This window comes from Mycobacterium sp. GA-1199 (genome assembly GCF_001500045.1).
Lineage (GTDB): Bacteria > Actinomycetota > Actinomycetes > Mycobacteriales > Mycobacteriaceae > Mycobacterium.
This window is the reverse complement of the sequence record NZ_LQIX01000056.1, coordinates 99,537-122,389: the sequence shown is the minus strand read 5'-3', so window position 1 is coordinate 122,389 and position 22,853 is coordinate 99,537. Positions and strand designations below refer to the sequence as shown.

General features: G+C 68.3%; 28 protein-coding genes. 3 read left to right on the top strand and 25 right to left on the bottom strand.

Annotated elements, in window-relative coordinates:
* Positions 1–19 precede the first annotated feature (19 nt).
* The 6 genes from ccsB to hemL are packed head-to-tail and all read right to left on the bottom strand — an operon-like array spanning position 20 to position 6,083.
* Entirely contained in the window at positions 20–1,075 is a 1,056-nt protein-coding gene (gene ccsB / locus AU198_RS25240; protein WP_064351325.1) for a c-type cytochrome biogenesis protein CcsB, read from the bottom strand.
* Positions 1,072–2,646 (bottom strand): cytochrome c biogenesis protein ResB, encoded by a 1,575-nt coding sequence (gene resB / locus AU198_RS25235; RefSeq protein ID WP_064351324.1) that lies wholly within the window; start codon positions 2,644–2,646, stop codon positions 1,072–1,074. Before resB ends, ccsB begins: the two co-directional genes overlap by 4 nt.
* Positions 2,643–3,494 carry a cytochrome c biogenesis CcdA family protein gene (locus AU198_RS25230; RefSeq protein WP_064351323.1) on the bottom strand — a complete coding sequence of 284 codons (852 nt, stop codon included), beginning with the start codon at positions 3,492–3,494 and terminating at the stop codon, positions 2,643–2,645. The genes resB and AU198_RS25230 overlap by 4 nt, the downstream gene beginning before the upstream one ends.
* Positions 3,491–4,090, bottom strand: a complete 600-nt coding sequence (locus AU198_RS25225; protein WP_064351402.1) for a TlpA disulfide reductase family protein — start codon at positions 4,088–4,090, stop codon at positions 3,491–3,493. The genes AU198_RS25230 and AU198_RS25225 overlap by 4 nt, the downstream gene beginning before the upstream one ends.
* Before the next feature lie 44 nt (positions 4,091–4,134).
* Complete coding sequence (locus AU198_RS25220; RefSeq protein WP_064351322.1) at positions 4,135–4,770, bottom strand: histidine phosphatase family protein; 636 nt, start codon at positions 4,768–4,770, stop codon at positions 4,135–4,137.
* Positions 4,767–6,083: a glutamate-1-semialdehyde 2,1-aminomutase gene (hemL, locus tag AU198_RS25215; protein ID WP_064351321.1), complete on the bottom strand. Its 1,317-nt coding sequence runs from the start codon at positions 6,081–6,083 to the stop codon at positions 4,767–4,769. Before hemL ends, AU198_RS25220 begins: the two co-directional genes overlap by 4 nt.
* Positions 6,084–6,177: 94 nt before the next feature.
* On the opposite strand from hemL, the gene AU198_RS25210 reads away from it, so the two are divergent.
* On the top strand, positions 6,178–6,558 hold the full coding sequence (locus AU198_RS25210; RefSeq protein ID WP_064351320.1) for a nitroreductase family deazaflavin-dependent oxidoreductase: 381 nt from the start codon (positions 6,178–6,180) through the stop codon (positions 6,556–6,558).
* Here the strand turns inward: AU198_RS25210 and AU198_RS25205 are convergent.
* The 14 genes from AU198_RS25205 to AU198_RS25140 all read right to left on the bottom strand — a co-directional run bounded on the left by AU198_RS25205 (position 6,555) and on the right by AU198_RS25140 (position 17,532).
* Positions 6,555–7,913, bottom strand: a complete 1,359-nt coding sequence (locus AU198_RS25205; protein ID WP_064351401.1) for a cytochrome P450 — start codon at positions 7,911–7,913, stop codon at positions 6,555–6,557. The two genes, AU198_RS25210 and AU198_RS25205, sit on opposite strands and share 4 nt — an antisense overlap.
* 49 nt (positions 7,914–7,962) lie before the next feature.
* Entirely contained in the window at positions 7,963–8,445 is a 483-nt protein-coding gene (locus AU198_RS25200) for a pyridoxamine 5'-phosphate oxidase family protein (protein WP_064351319.1), read from the bottom strand.
* A 35-nt stretch (positions 8,446–8,480) separates the two neighbouring features.
* Complete coding sequence (locus AU198_RS25195) at positions 8,481–8,801, bottom strand: hypothetical protein (RefSeq protein ID WP_064351318.1); 321 nt, start codon at positions 8,799–8,801, stop codon at positions 8,481–8,483.
* A 45-nt stretch (positions 8,802–8,846) separates the two neighbouring features.
* Positions 8,847–9,563 carry a TetR/AcrR family transcriptional regulator gene (locus tag AU198_RS25190; protein WP_082691197.1) on the bottom strand — a complete coding sequence of 239 codons (717 nt, stop codon included), beginning with the start codon at positions 9,561–9,563 and terminating at the stop codon, positions 8,847–8,849.
* Positions 9,550–10,407, bottom strand: a complete 858-nt coding sequence (locus tag AU198_RS25185; protein ID WP_064351317.1) for an oxygenase MpaB family protein — start codon at positions 10,405–10,407, stop codon at positions 9,550–9,552. The genes AU198_RS25190 and AU198_RS25185 overlap by 14 nt, the downstream gene beginning before the upstream one ends.
* A gap of 116 nt (positions 10,408–10,523) precedes the next feature.
* Positions 10,524–10,823 carry a hypothetical protein gene (locus AU198_RS25180; RefSeq protein WP_064351316.1) on the bottom strand — a complete coding sequence of 100 codons (300 nt, stop codon included), beginning with the start codon at positions 10,821–10,823 and terminating at the stop codon, positions 10,524–10,526.
* Entirely contained in the window at positions 10,820–11,302 is a 483-nt protein-coding gene (gene mce1N / locus AU198_RS25175; protein ID WP_064351315.1) for a transport-regulating membrane protein Mce1N, read from the bottom strand. Before mce1N ends, AU198_RS25180 begins: the two co-directional genes overlap by 4 nt.
* A complete protein-coding gene (locus AU198_RS25170; protein ID WP_064351314.1) occupies positions 11,299–11,670 on the bottom strand; it encodes a hypothetical protein in 372 nt (123 codons plus the stop codon). The genes mce1N and AU198_RS25170 overlap by 4 nt, the downstream gene beginning before the upstream one ends.
* A gap of 20 nt (positions 11,671–11,690) precedes the next feature.
* Positions 11,691–12,143 (bottom strand): hypothetical protein, encoded by a 453-nt coding sequence (locus AU198_RS25165; protein ID WP_064351313.1) that lies wholly within the window; start codon positions 12,141–12,143, stop codon positions 11,691–11,693.
* Complete coding sequence (gene hemB, locus AU198_RS25160) at positions 12,140–13,120, bottom strand: porphobilinogen synthase (protein ID WP_064351312.1); 981 nt, start codon at positions 13,118–13,120, stop codon at positions 12,140–12,142. Before hemB ends, AU198_RS25165 begins: the two co-directional genes overlap by 4 nt.
* Before the next feature lie 24 nt (positions 13,121–13,144).
* Entirely contained in the window at positions 13,145–14,803 is a 1,659-nt protein-coding gene (locus AU198_RS25155; protein ID WP_064351311.1) for a bifunctional uroporphyrinogen-III C-methyltransferase/uroporphyrinogen-III synthase, read from the bottom strand.
* Positions 14,804–14,857: 54 nt separating this feature from the next.
* Positions 14,858–15,790 (bottom strand): hydroxymethylbilane synthase, encoded by a 933-nt coding sequence (gene hemC, locus AU198_RS25150; protein ID WP_064351310.1) that lies wholly within the window; start codon positions 15,788–15,790, stop codon positions 14,858–14,860.
* Positions 15,791–15,793: 3 nt separating this feature from the next.
* The gene (locus tag AU198_RS25145; RefSeq protein WP_064351309.1) at positions 15,794–17,137 is read right to left on the bottom strand and encodes a glutamyl-tRNA reductase; all 1,344 of its coding nucleotides are present in this window, start codon (positions 17,135–17,137) and stop codon (positions 15,794–15,796) included.
* Between the two features lie 140 nt (positions 17,138–17,277).
* Positions 17,278–17,532, bottom strand: coding sequence for a glutaredoxin family protein (locus tag AU198_RS25140; protein ID WP_064351308.1), 255 nt, complete (start codon positions 17,530–17,532; stop codon positions 17,278–17,280).
* A gap of 39 nt (positions 17,533–17,571) precedes the next feature.
* Between AU198_RS25140 and AU198_RS25135 the strand changes: the two genes are divergently transcribed.
* Both AU198_RS25135 and AU198_RS25130 read left to right on the top strand, forming a co-directional pair.
* Complete coding sequence (locus AU198_RS25135; RefSeq protein ID WP_064351307.1) at positions 17,572–18,462, top strand: HAD family hydrolase; 891 nt, start codon at positions 17,572–17,574, stop codon at positions 18,460–18,462.
* 78 nt (positions 18,463–18,540) lie between these two features.
* Positions 18,541–19,074, top strand: a complete 534-nt coding sequence (locus AU198_RS25130) for an FAS1-like dehydratase domain-containing protein (RefSeq protein ID WP_064351306.1) — start codon at positions 18,541–18,543, stop codon at positions 19,072–19,074.
* A 20-nt stretch (positions 19,075–19,094) separates the two neighbouring features.
* Here AU198_RS25130 and AU198_RS25125 read toward each other — a convergent pair whose 3' ends face one another.
* The 5 genes from AU198_RS25125 to proC form a co-directional block, all read right to left on the bottom strand.
* Positions 19,095–20,162 (bottom strand): lysophospholipid acyltransferase family protein, encoded by a 1,068-nt coding sequence (locus tag AU198_RS25125; protein ID WP_064351305.1) that lies wholly within the window; start codon positions 20,160–20,162, stop codon positions 19,095–19,097.
* Between the two features lie 37 nt (positions 20,163–20,199).
* Positions 20,200–21,300 carry an SDR family oxidoreductase gene (locus tag AU198_RS25120; RefSeq protein WP_064351304.1) on the bottom strand — a complete coding sequence of 367 codons (1,101 nt, stop codon included), beginning with the start codon at positions 21,298–21,300 and terminating at the stop codon, positions 20,200–20,202.
* A gap of 31 nt (positions 21,301–21,331) precedes the next feature.
* Complete coding sequence (locus tag AU198_RS26015) at positions 21,332–21,433, bottom strand: 30S ribosomal protein bS22 (RefSeq protein ID WP_003402602.1); 102 nt, start codon at positions 21,431–21,433, stop codon at positions 21,332–21,334.
* A gap of 125 nt (positions 21,434–21,558) precedes the next feature.
* Positions 21,559–21,819 carry a helix-turn-helix domain-containing protein gene (locus AU198_RS25115; RefSeq protein WP_064351303.1) on the bottom strand — a complete coding sequence of 87 codons (261 nt, stop codon included), beginning with the start codon at positions 21,817–21,819 and terminating at the stop codon, positions 21,559–21,561.
* Positions 21,820–21,946: 127 nt separating this feature from the next.
* The gene (proC, locus tag AU198_RS25110) at positions 21,947–22,828 is read right to left on the bottom strand and encodes a pyrroline-5-carboxylate reductase (RefSeq protein ID WP_064351302.1); all 882 of its coding nucleotides are present in this window, start codon (positions 22,826–22,828) and stop codon (positions 21,947–21,949) included.
* Between the last annotated feature and the right edge of the window lie 25 nt (positions 22,829–22,853).

Genomic DNA, 22,853 nt, shown 5'->3' with positions numbered 1-22,853 from the left:
CAAGCACAAGAACTGCGACTCAGCCGACTCCGGCGTAGGAGTGCAGGCCGACGGTGACCAGGTTGATGAAGAAGAGGTTGAACACCATCGCAACGAAGCCGGCGACGTTGATCCACGCGGCCTTCTTGTCGCGCCACCCGGCGGTGGAGCGAGCATGCAGATACGCGGCGTACAGGACCCACGCGATGAACGACACGGTCTCCTTGGGGTCCCAGCCCCAGTAGCGGCCCCATGCCTCTTCGGCCCAGATCGCGCCGAAGATGACGCCGAACCCGAACACCGGAAAGGCGAAGATAGTGGTGCGGTAGGCGATTCGGTCCAAGGTCTGCGGATCGGGAAGCCTGTCCAGGGCGCGGGTGAGAATGCCGTCGCCCGAGCGGCGTTCGGGGTCGGCGAAGCGCGACATCTTCAGCAGGAACAGGATGCTGGCGACACCGGCGACCAGGAACACCCCCGACCCGAGGCTGACCACCGAGACGTGGATGGGCAGCCAGTACGACTGCAAGGCGGGCATCACCGGCGCGGCGTTGGTGTAAAGCCAGCGGCCTGAAACCGTCAGAAGGATCAGCACCGGAAGAAGCACGAACACCCACAGCGTCCGGTACTGGCGTCGGCGCAACACCACCGCCGCCGCAACCAGCCCGCAGAAGCAGGTCAGGTTGATGAACTCGTACATGTTGCCCCACGGCACCCGCGAGGTGGCCGCTCCGCGCAACACGATGCTGGCGAGCAACAAGCCGATGCCGAGGTAGGTCAGCGCAAGACCCGCTCCGCCTATGCGTTCGTCGACCGGACGGCGCCGGGCTTCGGTTACGACGCCCGGTGCGGCGCTGTCCGCGCGGACCCCGCCGGCCGCCGCGGCTCCCCGCTCCGATGTCGCCGCCGCCGCGGCTCCCCGCGCCGATGTCGCCGCCGCCGCGGCTCCGACGAGCTCCCGGGCGTCGACCTTGCGGCTGCGGCTGTAAGCCAACTCGATCGCGAGCAACAGCAGCGCACCCACCAGAACCAGCACCGATGAGGTGAACGCCCAATCCGAGTACCGGGCCAAACCGATGTCGATCTGCTCGGGATTCATGTGACCTTCTCTCCTGCGGCGTGCGCCGGCCTCGCGTCGGGAAAGAGGCGCTGCGTCAACCGCTCGAACTCGTCGCCCCACCCGGAGTTGTCGGTGCGCGCCAGCCCGCCCAGCTCGACGGTTACGGTACCCGGACCCGCGGGGCTGATCCGAATCCAGATCCTGCGCCGGCGCACCACCAGCGACACCAGCAGGCCCGCCATCATGGTCATCGCGAACACCAGCACCCATACCTGCGCCGGGTCGTGGGAGACCTGCACGTTGATGAACGGCACGGCGCCGTCGAACCGCACCAGGGTGCCGTCGTCGAGGCGCGTCGATTCGCCGGCGCCGAGGTTGACCCGTGCCTTCTTGGTCAGCCGGCCCTGCTCGATCAGCCGCGGGTCCAGCGTGAACAGGGACTGCGGCCGCCCGCTGTCCAGGCCGGTGTCGCCGCGGTAGATGTCGATCGCGACGGCGGGGTCGTTGAGCGCCGGGAAGCTCGAGGACAGCAGCGTGCCGTGCAATTGTTCGGTCGGGGCGAACAGGCCCTGGATCGCGAGCTGGTTCTTGCGACGGTCATCGGAGTCCGGATAGGTGCCCGCGGGCGGGTCGAACCGCATCGCACCCGACGACAGGAACGTGATCTGGTCGTCGGGTCGCCACTGCAAGGTCTGCGTGCGGGTCTGCCCGTCGGGGAAGGTCACCGTGAAGGTGGGGGCGTATCCGTGGCCCTGCAGGTACACCCGGTCACCGCCGACCCGCAGCGGATGGTTGACCTTCAGCTGGTAGGGCCGCCAGGTGCCCGACTCCAGATCGGTGCCCGCCTGGTATTCGATGTCGGCGGCGAACGACGTCGCCTGTCCCGTCGACAGATAGTCGGCTTGGAAGTCGTTGACCCTCAGGCAGATCGGATACAGCGAGGTGCCGTCGACGGTGTTTCCGGCACGGAACGAGTCGAACGCCGCCGGCGAGGCTGAACAGAAGCCCGGACCGCCGTCGGCGATGACGATGACGTTGCCTTCGTAGCCGAACATCTTGCCTGCCGCCACCGCCACGAGCAGGCCGAGCAGCGAGAAGTGGAACACGATGTTGCCGAACTCGCGCAGATAGCCCTTCTCCGCCGAGATCTCGACGGCTCCGTTGTCCGAGCGGGTGAGGGTGCGCCATCCGCGCAACCGCTCGTTCACCGTCGTCGCCACCTCATCCGCCCCGCCGGACACCTCGGCGGCGTGGTGTTTGGGCAGCCGGCCCAGGTTGCGCGGGGCGGGCACGGGGTTGGCCCGCATGCTTCGGAAGTGTTCGATCAGGCGTGGGGTCAGGCAGCCCACCAGCGAGACGAACAGCAGCACATAGATCGCGGTGAACCAGAAGCTGGAGAACACGTCGAACGCCTGCAACCGGTCCAGCCAGGGCCCGATCGTGGGGTGTTCTGCGATGTACTGGTCGACCTTCGACTCGTTAAGGCTGCGCTGCGGCAGCAGTGCGCCCGGAATCGCCGCGAGCGCCAGCAGGAACAGCAACACCAGCGCGGTGCCCATCGACGTCAGGGTCCGCCAGGTGTTACGAACCAGCGCAAACACTTTCGTCATATCGGCAGCGTCACGTCGCTGACAAAGGCGTCCCGCATCCAGGACACGAAGTCTCCCCACAGCCCCGTCACCAGCGCCACGCCCACCAGGATCAGCAGCACGCCGCCGAAGATCTGGATCGCGCGGGTGTGCCTGCGCAACCACGCCAGACCCTGCACCGCGCGCGCAGATCCGAATGCCAACAGCACGAACGGGATTCCCAGGCCGAGGCAGTAGGCGATGACGAGCGCGACGCCCCGGGCGACGTTGGCGCCGTCGGTGGCCGAAGCGACCGCGATCACGCCGGTCAGGGTGGGACCGAGGCACGGTGTCCAGCCCAGGGCGAAGACCGCGCCGAGCAGCGGGGCGCCGCCGAGCGTGGAGATCTGCCGCGGCGTGAACCGCGCCTCCCGCTGTAACGCGGGGATGAACCCGACGAACGCCAGCCCCATCACGATCGTGACCACGCCGCCGATGCGTTGCAGCAGAAGCTGGTTGGTGATCAACGACGTCGTCATCCCGAGTACGGCGACGGTGCCGAGCACGAACACCACCGTGAACCCGGCAACGAACAATGCCGCTGCGCCGGCGACGCGAAGCCGGGTGGCTTTCGCCGAGACCGACGTTTTGGCGGGTTCTTCCCGAGTTTTTCCGCCAGAGCGTCGGTCTCGGCGAACCAGTACGGCGGCTTCTCCGGGGGCAGCGGCATCCTGCACGCCGACGACCGCGGCCAAATACGACAGGTAACCGGGCACCAGCGGCACCACGCACGGCGACGCGAACGACACCAGCCCGGCGAGCGCGCTGACCAGGAGGGCCAGCAGAACCGGACCGCCGGCGATCAGCTGGTCCACCTGGTCGAAACTCATGTGCCGGCCTTCTCGGGGTCCGCCCCATCGCTTTCGCGCGCAAGGCGTTCCACCACCGGCTGGAGGTCCTCGGCCAGCAGTTCACGCAGGAAGACCGCGGCGACGCGGTGCTCGCGATCCAGGACCACCGTCGAGGGGATCACCGTCGTCGGATAACGGCCCCCGAACGCGATCATGGTCCGCATCGGCGGATCGTAGATCGACGGGAACGTGATACCGCGGTCGATGATGAAGTCCCGCGCCGCAACTCGGTTGTTGTCGCGGACGTCGATGCCGAGGAATTGCACACCGACGTCTTTGGTGGCGTCGTAAACCTGTTGGAGCTCGGTGATCTCGGTTCGGCACGGACCACACCACTGGCCCCACACGTTGAGCACCACCACCTTGCCGGCGAAGTCGTCGAGGGAGATGGTCTTGTCCGGGTCGATCAGATCGGGACCGCGCAGCGGACCCGGGCGGCCGCGATCCCGCGGGGGGTCGTAGAAGATGTCGGTCTGACCGCCGGGGGCGACGAATTCGAATGTGCCGCCCTGCGCGACGGCGTCGTCGCCGGTGGAGCAGCCGGCCAGCGCGATACATCCCGCGCAGGCCGCGATGAGCGCCCGCGCGAAGAGCCAACGGCCGCGCCCCACCCACCGACTCACTGTCCGGCCAACTCCGCGTAACCCCAGCCGACGTAGGTCTCCCCGTGGAAGTAGAACGACGTCACCGACGCCAGGTTGCACAGCCGCCGGGTCGGGAAGTGGTGCAGCGGTTGGCCGGTCATCGACCGGCGCAGAGTCTCCACGGGGAGTTGATGGCTGACGCACACCGCCTCGTGGCCGGCCGCCTTGGCCCTGGCCCGATGCACGGCGGCGGTCATCCGCTCGGCGATCTCGCGGTACGGCTCCCCCCACGACGGTGTGCGCGGGTTGCGCAGGTGCCACCAGTTGCGGGGATCGCGCAGCGCACCGTCACCCGGTGAGACCCGTTGTCCCTGAAAGATATTCAGCGATTCGATGAGCTCGTCGTCGGTGTCGACGGACAGCCCCAGACCCGCCGCGATCGGGGCCGCGGTCTCCTGCGCCCGCTCCAGCGGCGAGGCGACCACGTAGACGATGTCGCGCGTCGCCAGCCAGTCCGCGACGGTCTGGGCCTGCGCTCGACCCCGCTCGGAGAGGTGGTAGTCGGGAAGGCGGCCGTAGAGGATCTTGTCGGGATTGTGCACTTCACCGTGGCGCATCACATGCACCACTGTCTTCACGGCCTCGCCGTCTTCCGACGCGTTCTCGGTCATGCCGGTTTGACCGCCTCCGCGGCGGCGCGGGCCGCGCCGGGTAGCGCGGCCGCGATACGGTCGAATGCCTCGTCATCCAAAGCCGTTGAGACGAACCATGTCTCGAAGGCGCTCGGCGGCGGGTAGACACCGGCGTCCAGCAACGCATGGAAGAAGGCCGGGAACCGCCACGTCTCCGACGCCCGCGCCGAGGCGAAGTCGGTGACCTGCTGTTCGGTGAAGAACACGCTGAACATGTTGCCGGCCCGCGAGACGGTGTGCGCCACACCGACTTCGGTCAACGCCTGCTCGAGCAGTGCGGTGAGGCGGTCGGCGTTGGCGTCGAGTGTGGCGTACGCGGCGTCGTCGGCCGCGCGCAGTGTCGCCAGACCGGCTGCCATCGCGACAGGGTTCCCGGACAACGTGCCGGCCTGGTACACCGGCCCCAGCGGGGCCAGCCGCTCCATCACCTCGGTGCGGCCGCCGAACGCCGCCGCGGGCAGCCCGCCACTCATCACCTTGCCGAAGGTGAAAAGGTCGGCATCGACGGGATCGAGGCCGTACCAACCGGATCGGCTGACCCGGAATCCGGTCATCACCTCGTCGACGATCAGCAGGGCGCCGTGGTCGGCCGTGATGCGGCGCAGCGCGGCGTTGAAACCGTCGAGCGGCGGAACCGTGCCCATGTTGCCGGGGCTGGCCTCGGTGATCACGCAGGCGATCTCGTCGCCGAACCGGGCGAAGACCTCGTCGAGGGCGGCGACGTTGTTGTAGGGCAGCACGATCGTGTCGGCTGCGGCCGCACCCGTCACACCCGGCGAGGACGGAAGCCCGAGCGTGGCGACGCCGGAACCGGCGTCGGCGAGTAGCGCGTCGCTGTGGCCGTGGTAGCAGCCGGAGAACTTCACGATCTTGGCCCGGCCGGTGTAGCCGCGCGCCAGCCGGATCGCGCTCATCGTGGACTCGGTGCCGGAGTTCACCAGCCGCAGCCGCTCGACCGGCGCGACCCGGCCGATGATCTCGGCGGCCAGCTCCGATTCCGAGGGGGTGGGCGCGCCGAAGGACAGGCCGTCGGTCACCACTTTCTGGACCGCGGCCACGACGTCGGGGTGCGCGTGGCCCAGGATCATCGGCCCCCACGAGCAGACCAGATCGACGTAGCGGTTGCCGTCGGCGTCGGTCAGCCAGTAGCCGTTCGCCGAGGTGATGAACCGGGGTGTGCCGCCGACCGAGGTGAACGCCCGTACGGGTGAGTTCACCCCGCCCGGGATGACGGCCGACGCCTCGGCGAACAACCGCGCCGACACCTCGGTGGTGATCTGGTCAGCACGCATGGCCACCAGTGTCCCAGCCCGGCGCAAACCGTCAACTACAGGGTGTAGTGGTCACGCGGTTGAGCCGCGTTGGGCTTCCGAGTTGGATGAGACCATGCAGCTTCCGCAATGGCTCGCGCGGTTCAACCGTCGCGTCACCAATCCGATCCAGCGGCTGTGGGCGGGGTGGGCTCCGTCGATGGGCATCCTCGAGCACACCGGGCGAAGGTCGGGCAAGCCGTACCGGACTCCGCTGACGGTGTTCCCGACCCATGACGGCGTGGCCATTCTGCTCACCTACGGCCCGGACCGGGACTGGCTGAAGAACATCACCGCGGCGGGCGGTGGGCGGATGAGAAGGTATGGCCGGACGTTCGGCGTCCGTGACCCCCGGGTGGTCACGAAAGCCGAGGCGGCGCCGTCGGTCACCGGGTGGATGCGGCCCCTGTTCGGGCTGCTGCCGTTCGAGCAGGCCGTCCTGCTGACGCGGGGCTAAGTCCGCGGGCGCAGACGGGCCCGGATGGGCCCTTTGGCGATGGTGGTGAACGGCACGTCACACTCGAACGCGCCGTCCAGCGATTCGATCCGCGCGGCCCGCACGATCGTGGCCAACGCCAGCGTCGTCTCCAGCCGTGCGAAGTGTTCGCCGATGCAGGGGCGACCACCGGCGAGGAACGGCAGGAACTGCCAGCGCTCGCGGTTCGCGGTGTTCTCCGGGCTGAACCGCTCGGGATCGAAGACCATCGGGTCGGGCCAGAGCGCCGGATCGTGGTGCAGGCCGTAGAGCCCGAGCGCCACGAGGGTGCCCGCCTCGACGCGATAGCCGTCGACCGCGATGTCGCGGGTGACCAGCCGGGCCACCCCGGCCGCCGGTGGGCACAGCCGGATCGCCTCGTGCAGCACCTGCACGGTGTATGTCAGCCGGGGCACGTCGTCGGGGGTCAGTTCCCGGTCACCGATGGCGGCGGCTTCCGCGGCGACGCGGTCCTGGATGTCGGGATGACGCCCCAGCGCCCACAGCGAGTAGGTGAGCGCGGTCGAGGTGGTGTCATGGCCGGCGAGCATGAAGATCAGCAGGTCGTTCGAGATGTCGTCGTCGGATAGCGGCAACCCGGTCTCGGGATCCCTGGCCGCCATCAGCGCCCGCACGAGCGGGGCGTCGCGCGTCGGGTCGTCGCGACATGCGCGGACCATCTCGTCGGTGATCTCCCGCATCTCGGCGACGGCGCGGCGCGCGCGGCCGCGGGCGGGTGTGGGCAGCCAGCGCGGTGCCCGCACGGGCCGCAGCGCGCGGTCGGCGGTGTAGGAGGACGCGACGTGCATGCAGCGGGCGATCGTGTCGGCGCGCTCGTTGAGGTCGACGCCGAGGACGGAATGGCCCAGCGATTGCATCGCGACGCGGCGGCATTCGACGTCGAGGTCGAGTTCGCCGCCGTCGGGCCAGCGGTCGACGAAGGCTTGGGCGGCCGCCGACATGTAGCCGCCGAAATTGCGGACGTTCTGCTTGGTGAACACCGGCTGCAACGCTCGTTTGCGCGGCCGCCACAGCTCGTTGGGCAGCACGAACAGGCTGTCACCCGCCATGTTGCGGACTTCGTCGTGGTAGATGCATCGCTCGGAGGAGCCGTCGGGGCGCCCGAGTATGTCGCGCATACCTGCGGGCGACATGACGGCGACGATCGGTTGATACAGCCACTTCGGCGCGACCTGGATGCGCGTGATCGGGCCGCCGGCGTCACGAATGACGTCCTGGCCGGTGTCTAGCCTGCGGAGGAGTTTGACCAACCGCCAGATCGGCAGCGGATTCTTCGGCACCAGCGGCAACGCCGAGACGTCGAGCGTGGTGGTCATGTGCAGATCATCACCCAGGTCGTGTCGGGTCCGCACCGGTACGCGATCTTCACGCGGACCAGGTGAGCGGCGCGCCTTCACCTTTCGTCATCACCGTTCCGGGCATGACCCGGATGCGGTACGGCGCCAACCGCAGTGCGGCGAACTGGTCTGAGGTCGGCCCGTCCTGCCACATCGGAATGATCCGCGGGTCGTAGCCCACCGGTGCGGGGGCGGTGGCGAACTTGTCCCACACCGTCGCCCTGGTTTCGTCATCGACGTACCACTCGACCAGACACTCCGCGCTGCACGTGTCATGGTTGGTGGTCCAGTAGCTCACCGACACCTCCGGGTGCACCGCGAGGTGGTTCTTCTTCACCGGAGAAGGCACGGTGGCGATCCATCCGAAGAGATCGGTCCCGTCCCACTCCCAGAACGGATGCAGGATGCGGGTGCGCGGCCGGCCGTTCGCGTCGACGGTGGCGACAGAGGCCCACACGATCGAATGGGCCATCTCGACGAACGGCGGTGCGATCTGTTCCAGAGTGGTCACGGTTGCCTAGCGTAGGCACGCGCCCGCTCGGCCAGTCAGCTGCTGTTGCCCTCGGATGCCTCGTTGCCCGCAGATTCTTTGGTGAACTTCGGGTTGCCGTCATCGTCGAGCCAGTCGTTGACCGCGGTACCCGCAACCGCGCCGCCGGTGCCCGGCATTTTGGTGGTCGGCCTCTCTTCCTCGTAGGCCTTGTGCATTTCTTTGGCTTTTTCCCGATGTTCGTCGGTGACTTCGGGTTTCTCGGTGGGCGGCGGCGTTTCCTGTTCGCTGGTGACCTGATGGTGTTCGTCGGTCTCCGGTTCGGCCTTCCGCTGCTCCTCGATGAACCCTGGGTCCTGCCCTTGTTCGCTGGTCATGGAACTACGACTGCCCGGAGAGCCGAAATACGAAACGCAGTTCGACTAACCGGTGGGCACTGTTCGCAAAGCGGCGGGAAGGCTGGGAAGGAAGTGTTTGCGAGCGAAAGCGCGGATGTCGTCGGGGGACTCCAGTGGCTGGGAGCTGGGCAGCAGCAACACCATCACCGCATACCGCAGGATGGTGTCGGCCAACTCCTCGACGGTCTGTTCGCCGATCCGTTCGGCGAACCCAGCGGGGAAGATGACCCGCAACGCAGCGGCCATCCGGGTGATCGCGGCGTCGTAGTGCGTGCGGGCGAGCTCGAGCAGCAGCGCGGGGTCGTCGGTCAGTATCCGGTACAGCACGCGGTGGCGGCGGAACTTCAAGATCGACAGGGTGAACGCCTCGACGTAGTAATTCGACTGTGGCCCAGCTCGTTTGACCTCTTCGGCGATGTCGGCGAACAGCGCGATGTTCTCGCGTTCGATCACCGCGGCCACGAGTTCGTCGCGGTTGGCGAACCGCCGGTAGATCGTGGTCCGGCTGACGCCTGCGCGGCGGGCGACGTCGTCGAGCGCGACCCGTCGGAAGCCGCGCCGCTCGAACTCGATGACGGCGGCATCCAGGATGGCTTCCGTCGCGGGCGACGAATCGGGCCCAGTCGCGGGCGACGAATCAGGTTCCGTCGCGGGCGACGAATCGGGTCCCGTCGCGGGCGACGAATCAGGCCCAGTCGCGGGCGACGAATCAGGCCCGTTGGCCGGGTCAGGCCCGGGCATAACCTTTTTGGGCGTAGCTGTTGTAGCGCCAACTCATCGGCAGACGATCCCACACCCAGTTGACCGGACGCGACCGCCACAACGCCGCGAAGCGTTGGTAGCGGCGCTCCTGGCGTTCACTCCACGGCAGTTGCAGCAGCTCGCGCGCGCGGGGCGGTAGGCCGCCTGTGGTCAGGAACGCCGCGAGCGGATTGAACACCGGCGCGATCAGCTTCCACGCCCATGCGGGAACACCTTTGGGGCACGGGAAGCCCTTCGTGACGTAGCCGACGCCGTACACCGCGGTCTTGTGCGCGACGACGATCTCGTCGAGCATGCGATCCCAGTAGCATTCGAACTCGTCGTAGGTGGCGGGCATCGGTCGGTCGCTCACACCGTAGCGGCGGTACCACGTCTTCGACTCGAGGTAGATCTGCTCCTTCTCCTCGCGGCTCAGCCGCTTGACGAAGGTGTCGGCGAAGTAGAGCACCTGCTCGACGAACGTCGCGTGTGCCCAGAAGTAGGTTTCCGGATCCAGGGCGTGGTACCGGGCGCCGTCGGGCATCTTGCCCTTGATGTCGGCGTGGAAGTCGCGCACCTGGGCTCCAGGGTTGTCTTCGTCAGAGCCGTAGACCGTGTTGAAGATCGGGGGCAGCGAGCGCTTGACCCGCGCGGCGGTGTCGTCGAAGAACACCGAGTGGTCCAGCACGCCTTGGCCGAGTTCGGCCAGCATGTTCTGCAGCACCGCGGGGCGCGGTCCGATCAGGTACATCCGGTTGTCCCCGAAATAGCGCCACACCAGCGACTGCGGGCCCAGCGGCAAAGCATCGTCGACGGGCCTGTCTGTCTCCACCAACTCGGTCATAGGACACAGTGTTACAAATTTTGCACTTTGTACCAAGCGGCTGTGAGGGGTCTCACGATGCTGGCGAGCGACCTGTTTTGTACGTGATGTGACGGCGTGTCACGGTGCAAACGCGGTCACTCGCCAGATGGTGCGGTGCCGGATGTTGCGGTGCCGGATGGTGCGGCGTGGGATGGTGCGGGGCGGCGAGCAAGGCGCGTGTGCGCGATGGCCAGCACCAGAAGCACCCCGGCGACCGCCGCCAACAGCAGCGCGAGCCCCAGCATCGGCGCGCTGTACTCGACTGAGGTGGTGCGGGGTTCACCTTCGAGCACCGGCGGGACCACGACCGTCGTCTTGGCCGCCAACCAGCTCAGCACGCTGCCCACCGCGGCGGCGACGGCCAGCACCGACTCGAGCGCGGCCCGGACGGTCATGCCGGCGGAATGCGCTCTTCGACGAGCTGGGTCAGCGTCTGCCGGAGCGTTTGATGCTTGCGGGCCCAGGCCTGGGCGGTGCGGTCGTTGGTCATCTTCAGCCCGATGCCTGTGCGCCCGCGCGGGACACCGGTGAGTTCGCCGAGCGCCCGGGCCGACTGCCATTTCGGTGGCTCCGAACCGGTCGCCTCGGGGTAGATGCGCACGATCTCGTCGGTACTGATGCGTTCGGTGCCCTGCCGCAGCGTCTCGGGTGTCAGCTCCACCGAGGTGTGGATGCGGGCGGCCTTGACCTGGATCGCGAGGAAGCCGCTGACGAGGACCAGGAACATCCCGGGAACCACCCATTGGAATCCGTAGCCGGCCGACGCCTGGATCAACCCCATGGCGATCGCCGCGGCGGGCCCGGCGGCCAACCACCACCAGCTGGCGCCCTGTTCGTAGAACAGCACCTGCGGCGCGGTCTGCTTGTCGGTCACGTCGCTTCCCCTTGTGCGTTCGCGCTGGGCCGGGTGATCAGGACGGCGCCCGCGATGAGGGGCAGCACCGCGAGCAGCGTCACGATGTGAACGACGCCGCGCATCGCGAGCAGCGCGACGAACACGACGATGGTCAGCGCCAACGCGACGCCGGCCCGGCGGAACCGGACGTCACCCGCGCGGCTGCGACCTGCAAGGAACGCCATTCCGGCGCCGGCGACTGCGGTGAGCACCCCGGCGCCGCGGAACAGCGGCGGCAGGTTCACCGAGGCGGCGATCAGCCCGCCCAGCATCAGCATCACCGCGGCGACGACCCAGCACCAGAAGGCGGCGGTGACGACGCGGGTTCGCGGCGCAGGAGCGGTCATGGTCGGGTCAGCCTATCGGGTCACCGGGTGAAGTAGTCGTTGGCGTCTTTTCGGTGCAGCAGGTACACCCCGCCGACGATCAGCACCGAGCCGAGGATCGCGGTGACGGCGTAGGCGAGCGCGGCCACGGGCGGCCGGTCCTCGCCGAACAGGCTGCTCACGGCGTACACCACTGTGGCGACACCTGCGCCGGTCAGCACGGTGCGAGCCCACCGGTAGCCCTTGCGCATCAAAACCTGGAAGGTCAGCGCCACGGCGCCGAGGATCACGATGAACACCACCGAGAGGGCCAACACCGGTGCGGGCAGCCCCTCGGTGCGTTCGCTGACCAGCAGGTCGACCACCTGGCCGACGACCATCAGGACAAGCGCGACCACCCAGAGCCAGAAGCCGGTGTCGACATCGTCTGGACGGACACCCGGCTCAGGCGACTGGCCGGCCGAATCCGGTCGGCCCTGCGGCTCCGGATTCACGCCAGCCAACGGGCGACGTCGGCCGCCCAGTACGTCAGGACGATGTCGGCTCCCGCCCGCCGGATGCTGGTCAGTGTCTCCAGAGCCACCGTCTGCAAGTCGATCCAGCCGTTGGCGGCTGCGGCGCTGATCATCGAGTACTCGCCGGAGACCTGGTAAGCCGCCACCGGAACAGGCGACAAGTCGGCGGCCGCGCGCACCACGTCGAGGTAGCCCATCGCCGGCTTTACCATGACGATGTCGGCGCCTTCGTCGATGTCGAGTTCCACCTCGTGCAGCGCCTCGCGGGCGTTGCCCGGATTCTGTTGGTACGTGCGACGATCGCCGCGCAGGCTCGAGCCCACCGCTTCCCGGAACGGCCCGTAGAAGCCCGAGGCGAACTTCGCGGCGTACGCCAGGATCACCGTGTCGGTGTGTCCCGCGGCGTCCAGGCCGTCGCGGATCGCGGCGACCTGGCCGTCCATCATCCCGCTCGGCCCGACGACGTGTGCCCCCGAATCCGCCTGCGCCACAGCCAGTTCCACGTAGCGCTTGTTGGTCAGGTCGTTGTCGACGCGACCGGCGGAGTCGAGCACCCCGCAGTGACCGTGGTCGGTGAACTCGTCGAGGCAGGTGTCGGCCATCAGCACGGTGTCCTCGCCGACGTCACTCGCCAAATCGCGCAGGGCGACGTTGAGGATGCCGTCCTCGGCGACACCGACGGAGCCGGTGGGATCCTTGTCCTCGTCGCGCGGCACACCGAACAGCATCAGGCCACCCACACCGGCGGCCACCGCGTCGGCGGCGGCGCGACGCAGCGAGTCGCGGGTGTGTTGGACGACGCCGGGCATGGAGGCGATCGGGCGCGACTCCGATATCCCGTCGGCGACGAACATCGGCAACACGAGTTGCCTTGGCTCCAAGGTTGTTTCGGCGACCAGCCGCCGCAGCGCCGGAGTCGTGCGCAGCCGGCGGGGGCGATGCCTAGGAAAGGCCATGCAAACCCACCTTCGGTCTCGCGGTCAGCGGCGGCGGCTCTTCTTACGCGGCGGGGGCAGAGCGCCCTCGGCGCGCAGCCGGGCGGCGTGCTCGGCGAGCGCCTCGACCAGCGGTCCGACGGCGGCCACCTCGGGCTGCACATCGACGCGCAGACCGAATTCCGCTGCGGTCTCGGCGGTCTTGGGCCCGATGCACGCGACGATGGTGCGCGCGTGCGGCTTGCCCGCGATACCGACCAGGTTGCGCACCGTGGAGCTCGAGGTGAAGCAGACCGCGTCGAAGCCACCGGTCTTGATCATCTCGCGGGTGTGCGCGGGCGGCGGCGCGGCCCGCACCGTGCGGTAGGCCGTGACGTCCTCGATCTCCCAACCGCGTTCGCGCAGACCCTCGGCCAGCGTCTCGGTGGCGATGTCGGCGCGCGGCAGCAGCACGCGGTTCACCGGGTCGAAAACGTCGTCGTACGGCGGGAACTCATCCAGCAGACCCAGCGAGGACTGCTCCCCGGCCGGCACCAGCTCGGGATTGATGCCGAACGCCCGCACCCGCTCGGCGGTGGCCTGGCCGACGCAGGCGATCCTCACACCCGAGAACGCCCGGGCGTCCAGACCGAACTCGTTGAACTTCTCCCACACCGCACGCACCGCGTTGGTGGAGGTGAACACCACCCACTGGAACCGGCCGTCGACCAGTCCCTTGACTGCGCGCTCCATCTGAGCGGGGCTGCGCGGCGGCTCGACGGCGATGGTCGGGACCTCGATCGGCAATGCACCGTGGCCCACCAGCTTCTCGCTCATCTCGCCGGCCTGGTCCTTGGTGCGGGGCACCAGCACCGTCCAGCCGTACAGTGCGCGGCTCTCCCACCAGTTCAGCTTGGTGCGGTTGGCCACCGTCTTGCCGATGGTCACCACCAGCGGACCGGCCAATGGACCGGCCGGCTCGCTGCCCGCCAGGGTGGCCTTGTCGAGCAGCCCGGCCAAGGTCGTCTCGACCGAACGCTGCTGGCACGTCGTGCCGTTCGCGGTGACCACCAGCGGCGTGGTGTCGGTCAGCCCGTACTCGATCAGCGTGCGCGCCGCATCAGGCAGATGTGACGCCGTCGCGTGCAGGATCAGCGGACCGGGCGCGGCGGCCAGTGCGGCCCAGTCGACGTCGGGATCGCGGACATCGGCCACGGTGTGCGCGGACCCCAGCGGCAGACCCGCATATGTGGGTACCGCGGTGGTGTCCGGCAGGCCCGGCACGATCTCGAAGTTCAGATGCGACTTCGCCAGCGCCGACACCTCGGTGATCACCGCGTCCACCGACAGCGGATCGCCCGCCACCAGCCGGACCACGTCGACCCCGGTGCGTGCCTCGGTGATCAGCGTCTTGGCCACCTCGGCAGGATCGCCCACGGCCGACCGGATATCCGGCCCGCCGGGCAGAGCCGGTGTTTCCTTGCCCGAGGCCTCGCCGTTGTCGGCGGCCTCGGCCGGTTCGGGACCCGACGGGGGCGGCAGTTCGCAACCCACCAGGGCCAGCACCGCTTCGGGCACGTCGGGATCGGTGAACACCAAGGCAGCGTTGGCGAGCACCGTGTGGGCCCGCGTCGTCAGCAGTCCCGGGTCACCGGGACCCGAGCCGACGAACGTGATGCGGCCCGGCTTCGGCTTGCGCCCCCGCCCGCTGTTCTGGCCTGTCATCTCAGTCACTCATCTCTCTGCTCTTCGCTCAACGCTCATCGCAGCTCTACTGCTTCATCTGGCGTCCGCCATGAGTTCGCGCGCCCCGAGGTCGAACAGCTCCTCGGCCACCGAGAGCCCCAGCTCCCGGGCCCGGCCGGTCGTGCCGACGCCGGACGCGCGGATCACGTCGGATCCGTCCAGTGCCGCCACGCAGCCACGCAGCGACACCTCTTCGAAGACGTTGCCGTCCTCATCGATGGACTCGACCACCTCAGCGATCGCGCCCACCGGTGCGTGACAACCCGCCTCCAGTCGGGCGAGCAGGGCCCGTTCAGCGGTGACCGCGGCGCGCGTGTCGGCGTCGTCCAACTCCGCCAGCAGCGCGGCGAGCTCGGTGTCGCCTGCGCGGCACTCGACCGCGAGCGCACCTTGAGCCGGCGCTGGCAACATCTGCACCGGCTCGAGAGTCTCGGTGACATCGGCCAGTCGCCCGATGCGAGCCAGTCCCGCCCGTGCGACTACGATGCCGTCGAGATCACCGTTGCTAACCCTGTTCAACCTGGTATCCAGGTTGCCTCTTAGGGGGCGGATTTCCAAACCGAGACCCAGTGCTCTAAGCTGTGCCGCCCTCCGCGGGCTCGATGTGCCGATCAGCGAACCCTGCGGCAACTCCCCCAGAACCAGCCCATCGCGTGCCACCAGCGCGTCCCGGGGGTCTTCGCGCGGAGGAGTCGCGGCTACGACGAAGCGGGCATCGGCGGCGGTCGGCAGGTCCTTGAAGGAGTGCACGGCGGCGTCGACCCGGCCGTCGTCGATGGCCTCCCGCAGGGCGGCGGTGAACACGCCCACGCCGATCTCGGCGATCGGGCCCTGGTTGCGGTCGCCCTCGGTGGAGATGGGGACGAGCTCGGCTTCATGCCCGTTCGCGATGAGCGCGTCACGGACGGTACCGGCCTGAGTGGTCGCCAGGAGACTGGCGCGAGTGCCTATCCGAATTACAGTCAAGCGTTACTCGGCCTTATCGAGATCCGGTGTGATCAAAGGTAATTCGGGCCCCGCGACGGCGTCGACGGCCTGCTGGTCGAGTTCGAACAGCTCGCGCAGCGCCTCGGCGTAGCTGTCCCCGCCCGGCGCACTCGCCAATTGCTTGACGCGCACCGTCGGCGCGTGCAGGAGTTTGTCGACGACCCGTCGCACCGTCTTGGCGACCTCGTCGCGGTGGACGGCGTCCAGGCCCGGCAGGCGGTGATCGAGCCTCAGCAACTCTGCCTCGACCACGTCGGCGGCGCGCTGACGCAGAGCGGTGACGGTCGGGGTGACCTCGGCCATCCGCTGACCGGCCAGGTAGTTGGCGACCTCGGCGGCGACGATCGCGCGGGCGGCTTCGGCGTCGGAGGCCGCGGCGCGGGCGGCCGGTTCGCGCTGAATACGGTCCATGTCGACGACGGAGACACCGGGCAGGCCGGCCACGGCGGGGTCGACGTCGCGGGGCATGCCGAGGTCGCAGATGACGAGCTGCTTGGGCTCCTGACCGTGCGCCAGGCCGCGGTGCACGTCGGCCAGTGATACCACCGGGCGCACCGCTCCCGTGCAGGAGACGACGACGTCGGCGTCGGTCAGCAGCGGTGGCAGATGGTCGAACGGGAATGCGTGCGCCTCGACGCCCAGTTCCCGGATGTTCGCGGCGAGCCGTTTGGCCCGCGGCTGGCTGCGGTTCACGACGTGGATCCGGTCGACGCCCGCGCGGGTCAGGTGCTTGGCGGCCAACGAGCCCATCGAACCGGCCCCGATGACCACCGCGGTACGGCCGGCCAGCGAGCCGAGCTTGGATTCGGCGCTGCACAGTGCAACCGACACCACCGAGGCGCCCGCGGCGTCGATGCCGGTCTCGGTGTGCACCCGCTTGCCGACGCCCAGCGCGCGCTGCGACAGTTCGTGCAGGGTGCGTCCGACGGTGTGGTTGGCCTCGGCCGCGGCGTAGGCGCGGCGCACCTGGCCGAGGACCTGTTGTTCGCCGACGACGGCGGAATCCAGGCCCGACGCGACCGCGAACAGGTGCTCGACGGCCGCTTCGGCGTACCGCACATAGGCGTATTTGGTGAGGTCGTTGAGGCTCATTCCGGAGTGCTCGGAGAGCACCTGGCCGATCACCGACAACCCGCCGTGGAATGCATCGACGACGGCGTAGATCTCGACCCGATTGCACGTGGACAGCACCATGGCCTCGGTGACGAGCGAGGATTGCAGCACCTGATCGACGATCTTGGCCTGATCGGACTCGTCTGTGCTCAGCTGTTCGAGCACCGACACCGGCGCACTGCGGTGCGAAACCCCGAAAAGCAACACGCTCACGGCTTCATCACCACGTCATCCAAGGTAGTCGTTGAACAGTTAGCTCACCAAATTCCAACCATTATCGCCGAAATTGCGTTCCAGCAGCCGAATCACGAGTGGAGGCCTGCTGGAACGCAATTTCGCGCAGAAACGGATGGTCACTTCGCCAAGTCGGCGCGAAGGCGTGGCTCGTCGATCTCCCAGTAGCTGTGCTCGCTGCCGTCGAGCAGGACGACGGGCAGCCGGTCGCCGTGCTCCGCACGCAGCGCGGAGTCGCCCGCGGCCGCGGCGGCGTCGACATCGGTGACGGCCAGCGTGAAGCCCAGTTCGTCGGCCAACTCCGCGAGCCTGGCAGCCGCCGCGGTGCAGATCGTGCAACCGTCGCGCGTCAGCAACTCCACCCGGTGCTCCACCTCGCCAGTATCTCCACTTCCGTGACTTAGGGTTGATTCGTGTCTCGAAACGGCGACCGCGAAGCTGCTGAACAGCAACTTGCCGGTGAGGCCAGCGCGGAGGCGGCCTTCACCGACCTCGCGGCCGAAGCTGCCGAGGCGCCGCCCGCTCCGCCCCCCGACCTGACCGCGGCGGCGTTCTTCGACGTCGACAACACCCTGGTACACGGCTCCTCGCTGCTCCACTTCGCCCGCGGTCTGGCCGCCCGCAAGTACTTCACCTACGGCGACATCGCGCGGTTCGTCTACGCGCAGGCCAAGTTCCAACTGACCGGGCGCGAGAACAGCGATGACGTGGCCGCCGGCCGGCGCAAGGCGCTGGCCTTCATCGAGGGCCGCTCGACGGCCGAGTTGATGGCGGTCGGCGAGGAGATCTACGACGAGATCATCGCCGACAAGATCTGGCCCGGCACCCGCGCGCTCGCGCAGATGCATCTGGACGCCGGACAGCAGGTGTGGCTGGTCACCGCGACCCCGTACGAACTGGCCGCGACCATCGCCAAGCGGCTGGGCCTGACCGGCGCGCTGGGCACGGTCGCGGAATCCGTGGACGGGGTGTTCACCGGGCGCCTGGTCGGCGACATCCTGCACGGCACCGGCAAGGCGCACGCGGTGCGCTCGTTGGCCATCCGCGAGGGGCTCAACCTGCGCCGCTGCACCGCCTACTCGGACAGCTTCAACGACGTCCCGATGCTCTCGCTGGTGGGTACCGCGGTGGCGATCAACCCCGACGCCGATCTGCGTGACCTGGCCCGTGAGCGGGGCTGGGAGATCCGCGACTTCCGCACCGCCCGCAAGGCCGCGCGCATCGGCGTGCCGTCGGCGCTCGCGCTCGGCGCGGCCGGAGGGGCGCTGGCGGCGGTGGTCTCGCGCCGCCAAGAGGGCCGCTGACGAGCCGCTCTGGTCGAGCCGGTGGTCGAGACCCGCTGATAGGCTCGCGCCGCTCACTCCGACGAGAAGAGACGTTGCATGGCGATCGCAGAGAACATCATCGGGACCCACTACCGGTACCCCGACTACTTCGAGGTCGACCGGGAGAAGATCCGTGAGTTCGCCCGCGCGGTCAAGGACGAGCACCCGGCGCATTTCACCGAAGAGGCGGCCGCCGAGTACGGCTACGACACGCTGATCGCCCCGCTGACCTTCCTCGCCGTCGCCGGCCGCCGGGTCCAGCTGGAGATCTTCAACCAGTTCGACGTGCCGATCAACATGGAGCGCGTGCTGCACCGAGACCAGAAGATCACCTTCCACCGCCCGATCCTGGCCGGCGACAAGCTGTTCTTCGACTCATACCTCGACTCGGTCACCGAATCGCACGGCGCCATCGTCACCGAGGTGCGCGGCGAGGTGACCGACGCCGACGGGAACCCCGTGCTGACGAGCGTCGTCACGGTCATGGGCGAGGCGCAGTCGGACACCGAAGCCGACGAGGTGAGTCAGCGCATCGCCGCCGCCCGCGATGAGGCAATCGCGAAAATGATTGCCAAGCAAAGTAATTCGTAGAGCTAGCGGGTTTTCGGCGCTCAGCCGAAGAAGGTGTTCCGACGCTGGGTGAGCAGTTGGTAGAGCGTCTGCTGGATGGTTTCGCGCACCTGGTCGGTGAGTTCGAAGGTGACCATCGGATCGTCGGCGGCCGACTCGTCGTACTCCGCGGTCTCGATCGGTTCACCGAACTGGATGTGCCATTTCGACGGCAGCGGCACCATGCCCGCCGGACCCGCCAGCGGGAAGAACGGCGTGATCGGGAAGTAGGGCAGCCCGAGCAGCCGGGCCAGCAGCTTGACGTCGGCGATCATCGGATAGATCTCCTCTGACCCGACAATCGAGCACGGCACGATTGGCGCTTTGGTGCGCAGCGCCGCTGAGACGAAGCCGCCGCGGCCGAATCGCTGCAGCTTGTAGCGGTCCTTGAAGTGCTTGCCCAGGCCCTTGTAGCCCTCGGGGAACACCGCGGTCAGCTCGCCCGCGGCCAGCAGTCGATGGGCGTCGGCCGTGCAGGCCATCGTGTGGCCGGCCTTGCGGGCGGCCTGACCGACCACCGGCAGGTCGAAGACCATGTCGGCAGCGAGCAGGCGCAGGTCGCGGTGCGCGGGGTGGTGGTCGTGCACCGCCACCGACGTCATCAGCCCGTCGAACGGCAGCACACCGGCGTGGTTGGCCACCACGAGCGCGGCGCCGGTTTCGGGCAGATGCTCGATGCCGCTCACCTCGACGCGGAACCACGACTTGAAGAAGACTCTCAGCAAAGGCAAAAAGATTGCGTTGTTGAGGTGGGCATCGAACCCGAACTCGTCGACGGTGTACTCACCCGTCATCCGCTTGCGCACGAACTCGGCGACCGAGGCGATCTGCTTGGCCAGCTCGGTGGGCGTCTCGTCGACCGCCGTCGCGCCCGCGGCACCGCCGCGGTGCTCGTCGATCTCGCGGACGACGGCCGCGATCTCCTCGGCGGAAGCTCCGCCTACCGGATCCGACAGCTGCGAGGGATGTCGGCGCGAGCCCTGCGCTCGTGCGGCATTACGCCGCTGAGCCGCTGCACGGCTTGAATTGCCATGCAGCGGAATGACTTTCGCCTTGGACTCGCCCGCCACGGTCGTTTCCTTCTCCCCACCCGATCAGTTGATGCGCCTAGCGCCCCCACCTTTGCGCCGCGGCAACGGCGCGACTCTCCATTGAGCGTACCCACCGCGGGTCGACGATCGGAGTCAATCCGCGACCTCGGACGTAGTCGTCGAAGGCCTCCACCGTCGTCCACTTCGGGTTGTAGCCGAGATCGTTGCGCATCCGCGATGTGTCCATCACTCTGCCATAACTGAGGTAGTTCAGCTGTTCACGATCGAGTTCAGTGTAACGAGTCGCACGCCTCAGCGAATCCACCGCCGCCAGGGCCGATCGCGGCACGGGCAGCGCGATCCGGCCGGCCCGCCGGATCGCCTGGCTCATCATCACGATGCCGGACGCGCCGACGTTGTAGGTGCCCGCCTTGCCCGCCATCGTCGCGCGCTCGAGCGCCCCGAGCGCATCCTGTTCGTGCAGTAGCTGCAGCCGGGCGTCGTGTCCGATCACCGTCGGCACCACGGGCCCGGCGAGGTAGCGCGAGAGCGCCGTGTCCATGCCCGGTCCGATCATGTTGGCCAACCGCAGGATGGTGACCGCGATGTCGGGCCGACGCCGTCCCAGTCCCCGCGCATAGCCCTCGATGTCGATGCTGTCGCGGGCGAAGCCCTCCCCCGGTGGCCGCCGCGCGCTGGTGTCCTCGGTGAACATCACCGGGTCGCGCGAGGTCGAGCCGTACACCTCTGACGTGGACTTGAGCACCACGCGTCGCACCGAGGGGGCCTTCTGGCAGGCCGCGAACAGCTGAATAGCACCCATCACGTTGAGTTCCTTGAGCGTCGCCCGGCCTCCGGAGCGCGGCGCGTAGGACGCGGCCGCGGCGTGCACCACGGTGTCGACGTCGCCGTTGCGGATGACCTTCGCGATGAAGGGGTTGCGGATGTCGGCGCGGACGAACTCCGCGCGGCCCATCCGCCGCAGAAGATCCTTGCTCGGAGTGATCGCATCGACGGCGATCACATGGTTGATCAACGGGTTCTGCGCCAGCCTGGCCGTCAGATAGCCGCCGAGAAACCGGCACGCCCCGGTGACCAGCACGACTTTCGGATACTGCACGGCGTCGCGCGGGTCAGTCCCGTTGACGTCTCCATTGGCACGGCCCTCGGAATCCATGTCCGGTCAGCCTAGCGACGGCGGGCGGCGTTTACTTGCCGAGTTTTCTGCGCTGGACCCGGGTGCGACGAAGCAGCTTGCGGTGCTTCTTCTTCGACATGCGCTTGCGCCGCTTCTTGATGACTGAACCCATGAACTCCGCTACCTACGCCTTACCTGCCCGATGAGCATCGTTGACTGACCCGGCCACTTTACCGGGCTGTGCAGGTAACCGCGAAACGCGCCCGACCGGCGAAGGGCGCCCGGGACGTTGGTCGATCAGCCTGCGTCGAAGTACGAGCTCTCCAACATGTCGTGAACGGCCTTCGCATGCACGCGGAACGAGCGGCCGACCCGGACGGCGGGCAGCTCGCCGTTGTGCACCAGCCGGTACACCGTCATCTTGCTGACCCGCATCAGGCTCGCCACCTCGGCGACGGTGAGGAATTGTGCCCGTGGCTGTTGACCGTCGGATCCGGAGTCCCGAGCCGACTTCCCACTGGCCGAATCCCGCGAGGATGGCCCGTTCATAGACGTCATCGCAACCCAATCATTCAGGCACGGGCAGTTCCAGCGGCTTCCCCACCGCTGGCACCGACCCGTGCTTACACGAGGAGAATAGCGTGGCAGATGGTGTTACTGCGACGGGTGTGGGCAATTCAATGAATTACTCAGATGTAATTCCGAGCTGCTCAGAGCGCCTTTTCGCCGCCTCGACGGCCCTGGCTACCGCCGCCCGCAGACCACCCCTCTCGAGTTCCCGCAGACCTGCTGCGGTGGTGCCACCCGGCGAGGTGACCGTGGCGCGCAGTTGAGCGGGCGTGGTGTCCATTCCCGCACCCGACGGACCGCCGGCGGCACCACCCGCGGTCCCGGCCCGGTCGAGGCGATCCAGCAACATCGCGGCCGACCCGGCCATGGTCTGCGCGACGAGTTCGGTGGCCGCCGATCGCGTCAGCCCGGCGTCCACACCGGCGTCGACGAGCGCCTCCACCATCAGGAAGAAGTACGCCGGTCCCGACCCGGAGATCGCGGTGACCGCATCGAGTTGAGACTCGGGCACCGTGAGCACCCCGCCGACCGCGTCGAAGATCGCCGAGACCTCCTTCATCTGTTCGGGGGTGGCGAAGCGCCCTGGCGACAGCGCGCTGACTCCCCCGCCGACGACCATCGGCGCGTTGGGCATGACGCGGACCACCGGCGCGCCGGCGGGCAGCTTGTTCTCGTAGTACTCGGTGGTGACGCCCGCCGCGACCGTCACGAAAACCTGTTCTGCCGTGTCGCTTTCGGCATTGGCCGCCGCGTCGACGATCTCGTCGACGAGTCCGGCCACGTCGGCGGGTTTGACGGCCACGATCACGTAGCTCGCGTGGTCCACCGCGTTGGCCACCGTCGTCACCAGCACCGAATAGGTGTCGGCCAGGTACTGGGCCCGGTCGGAATCCTTCTCCGCCACCACCAGGTCCTTGACCTGCCGCCCGGCCCGCAGCAGCCCGGACAGCAGCGCCTCACCGATACTTCCGCCGCCGACGATCGCGATTCTGGCCATGCCGGAAGCATTGCAGACGGCCGGC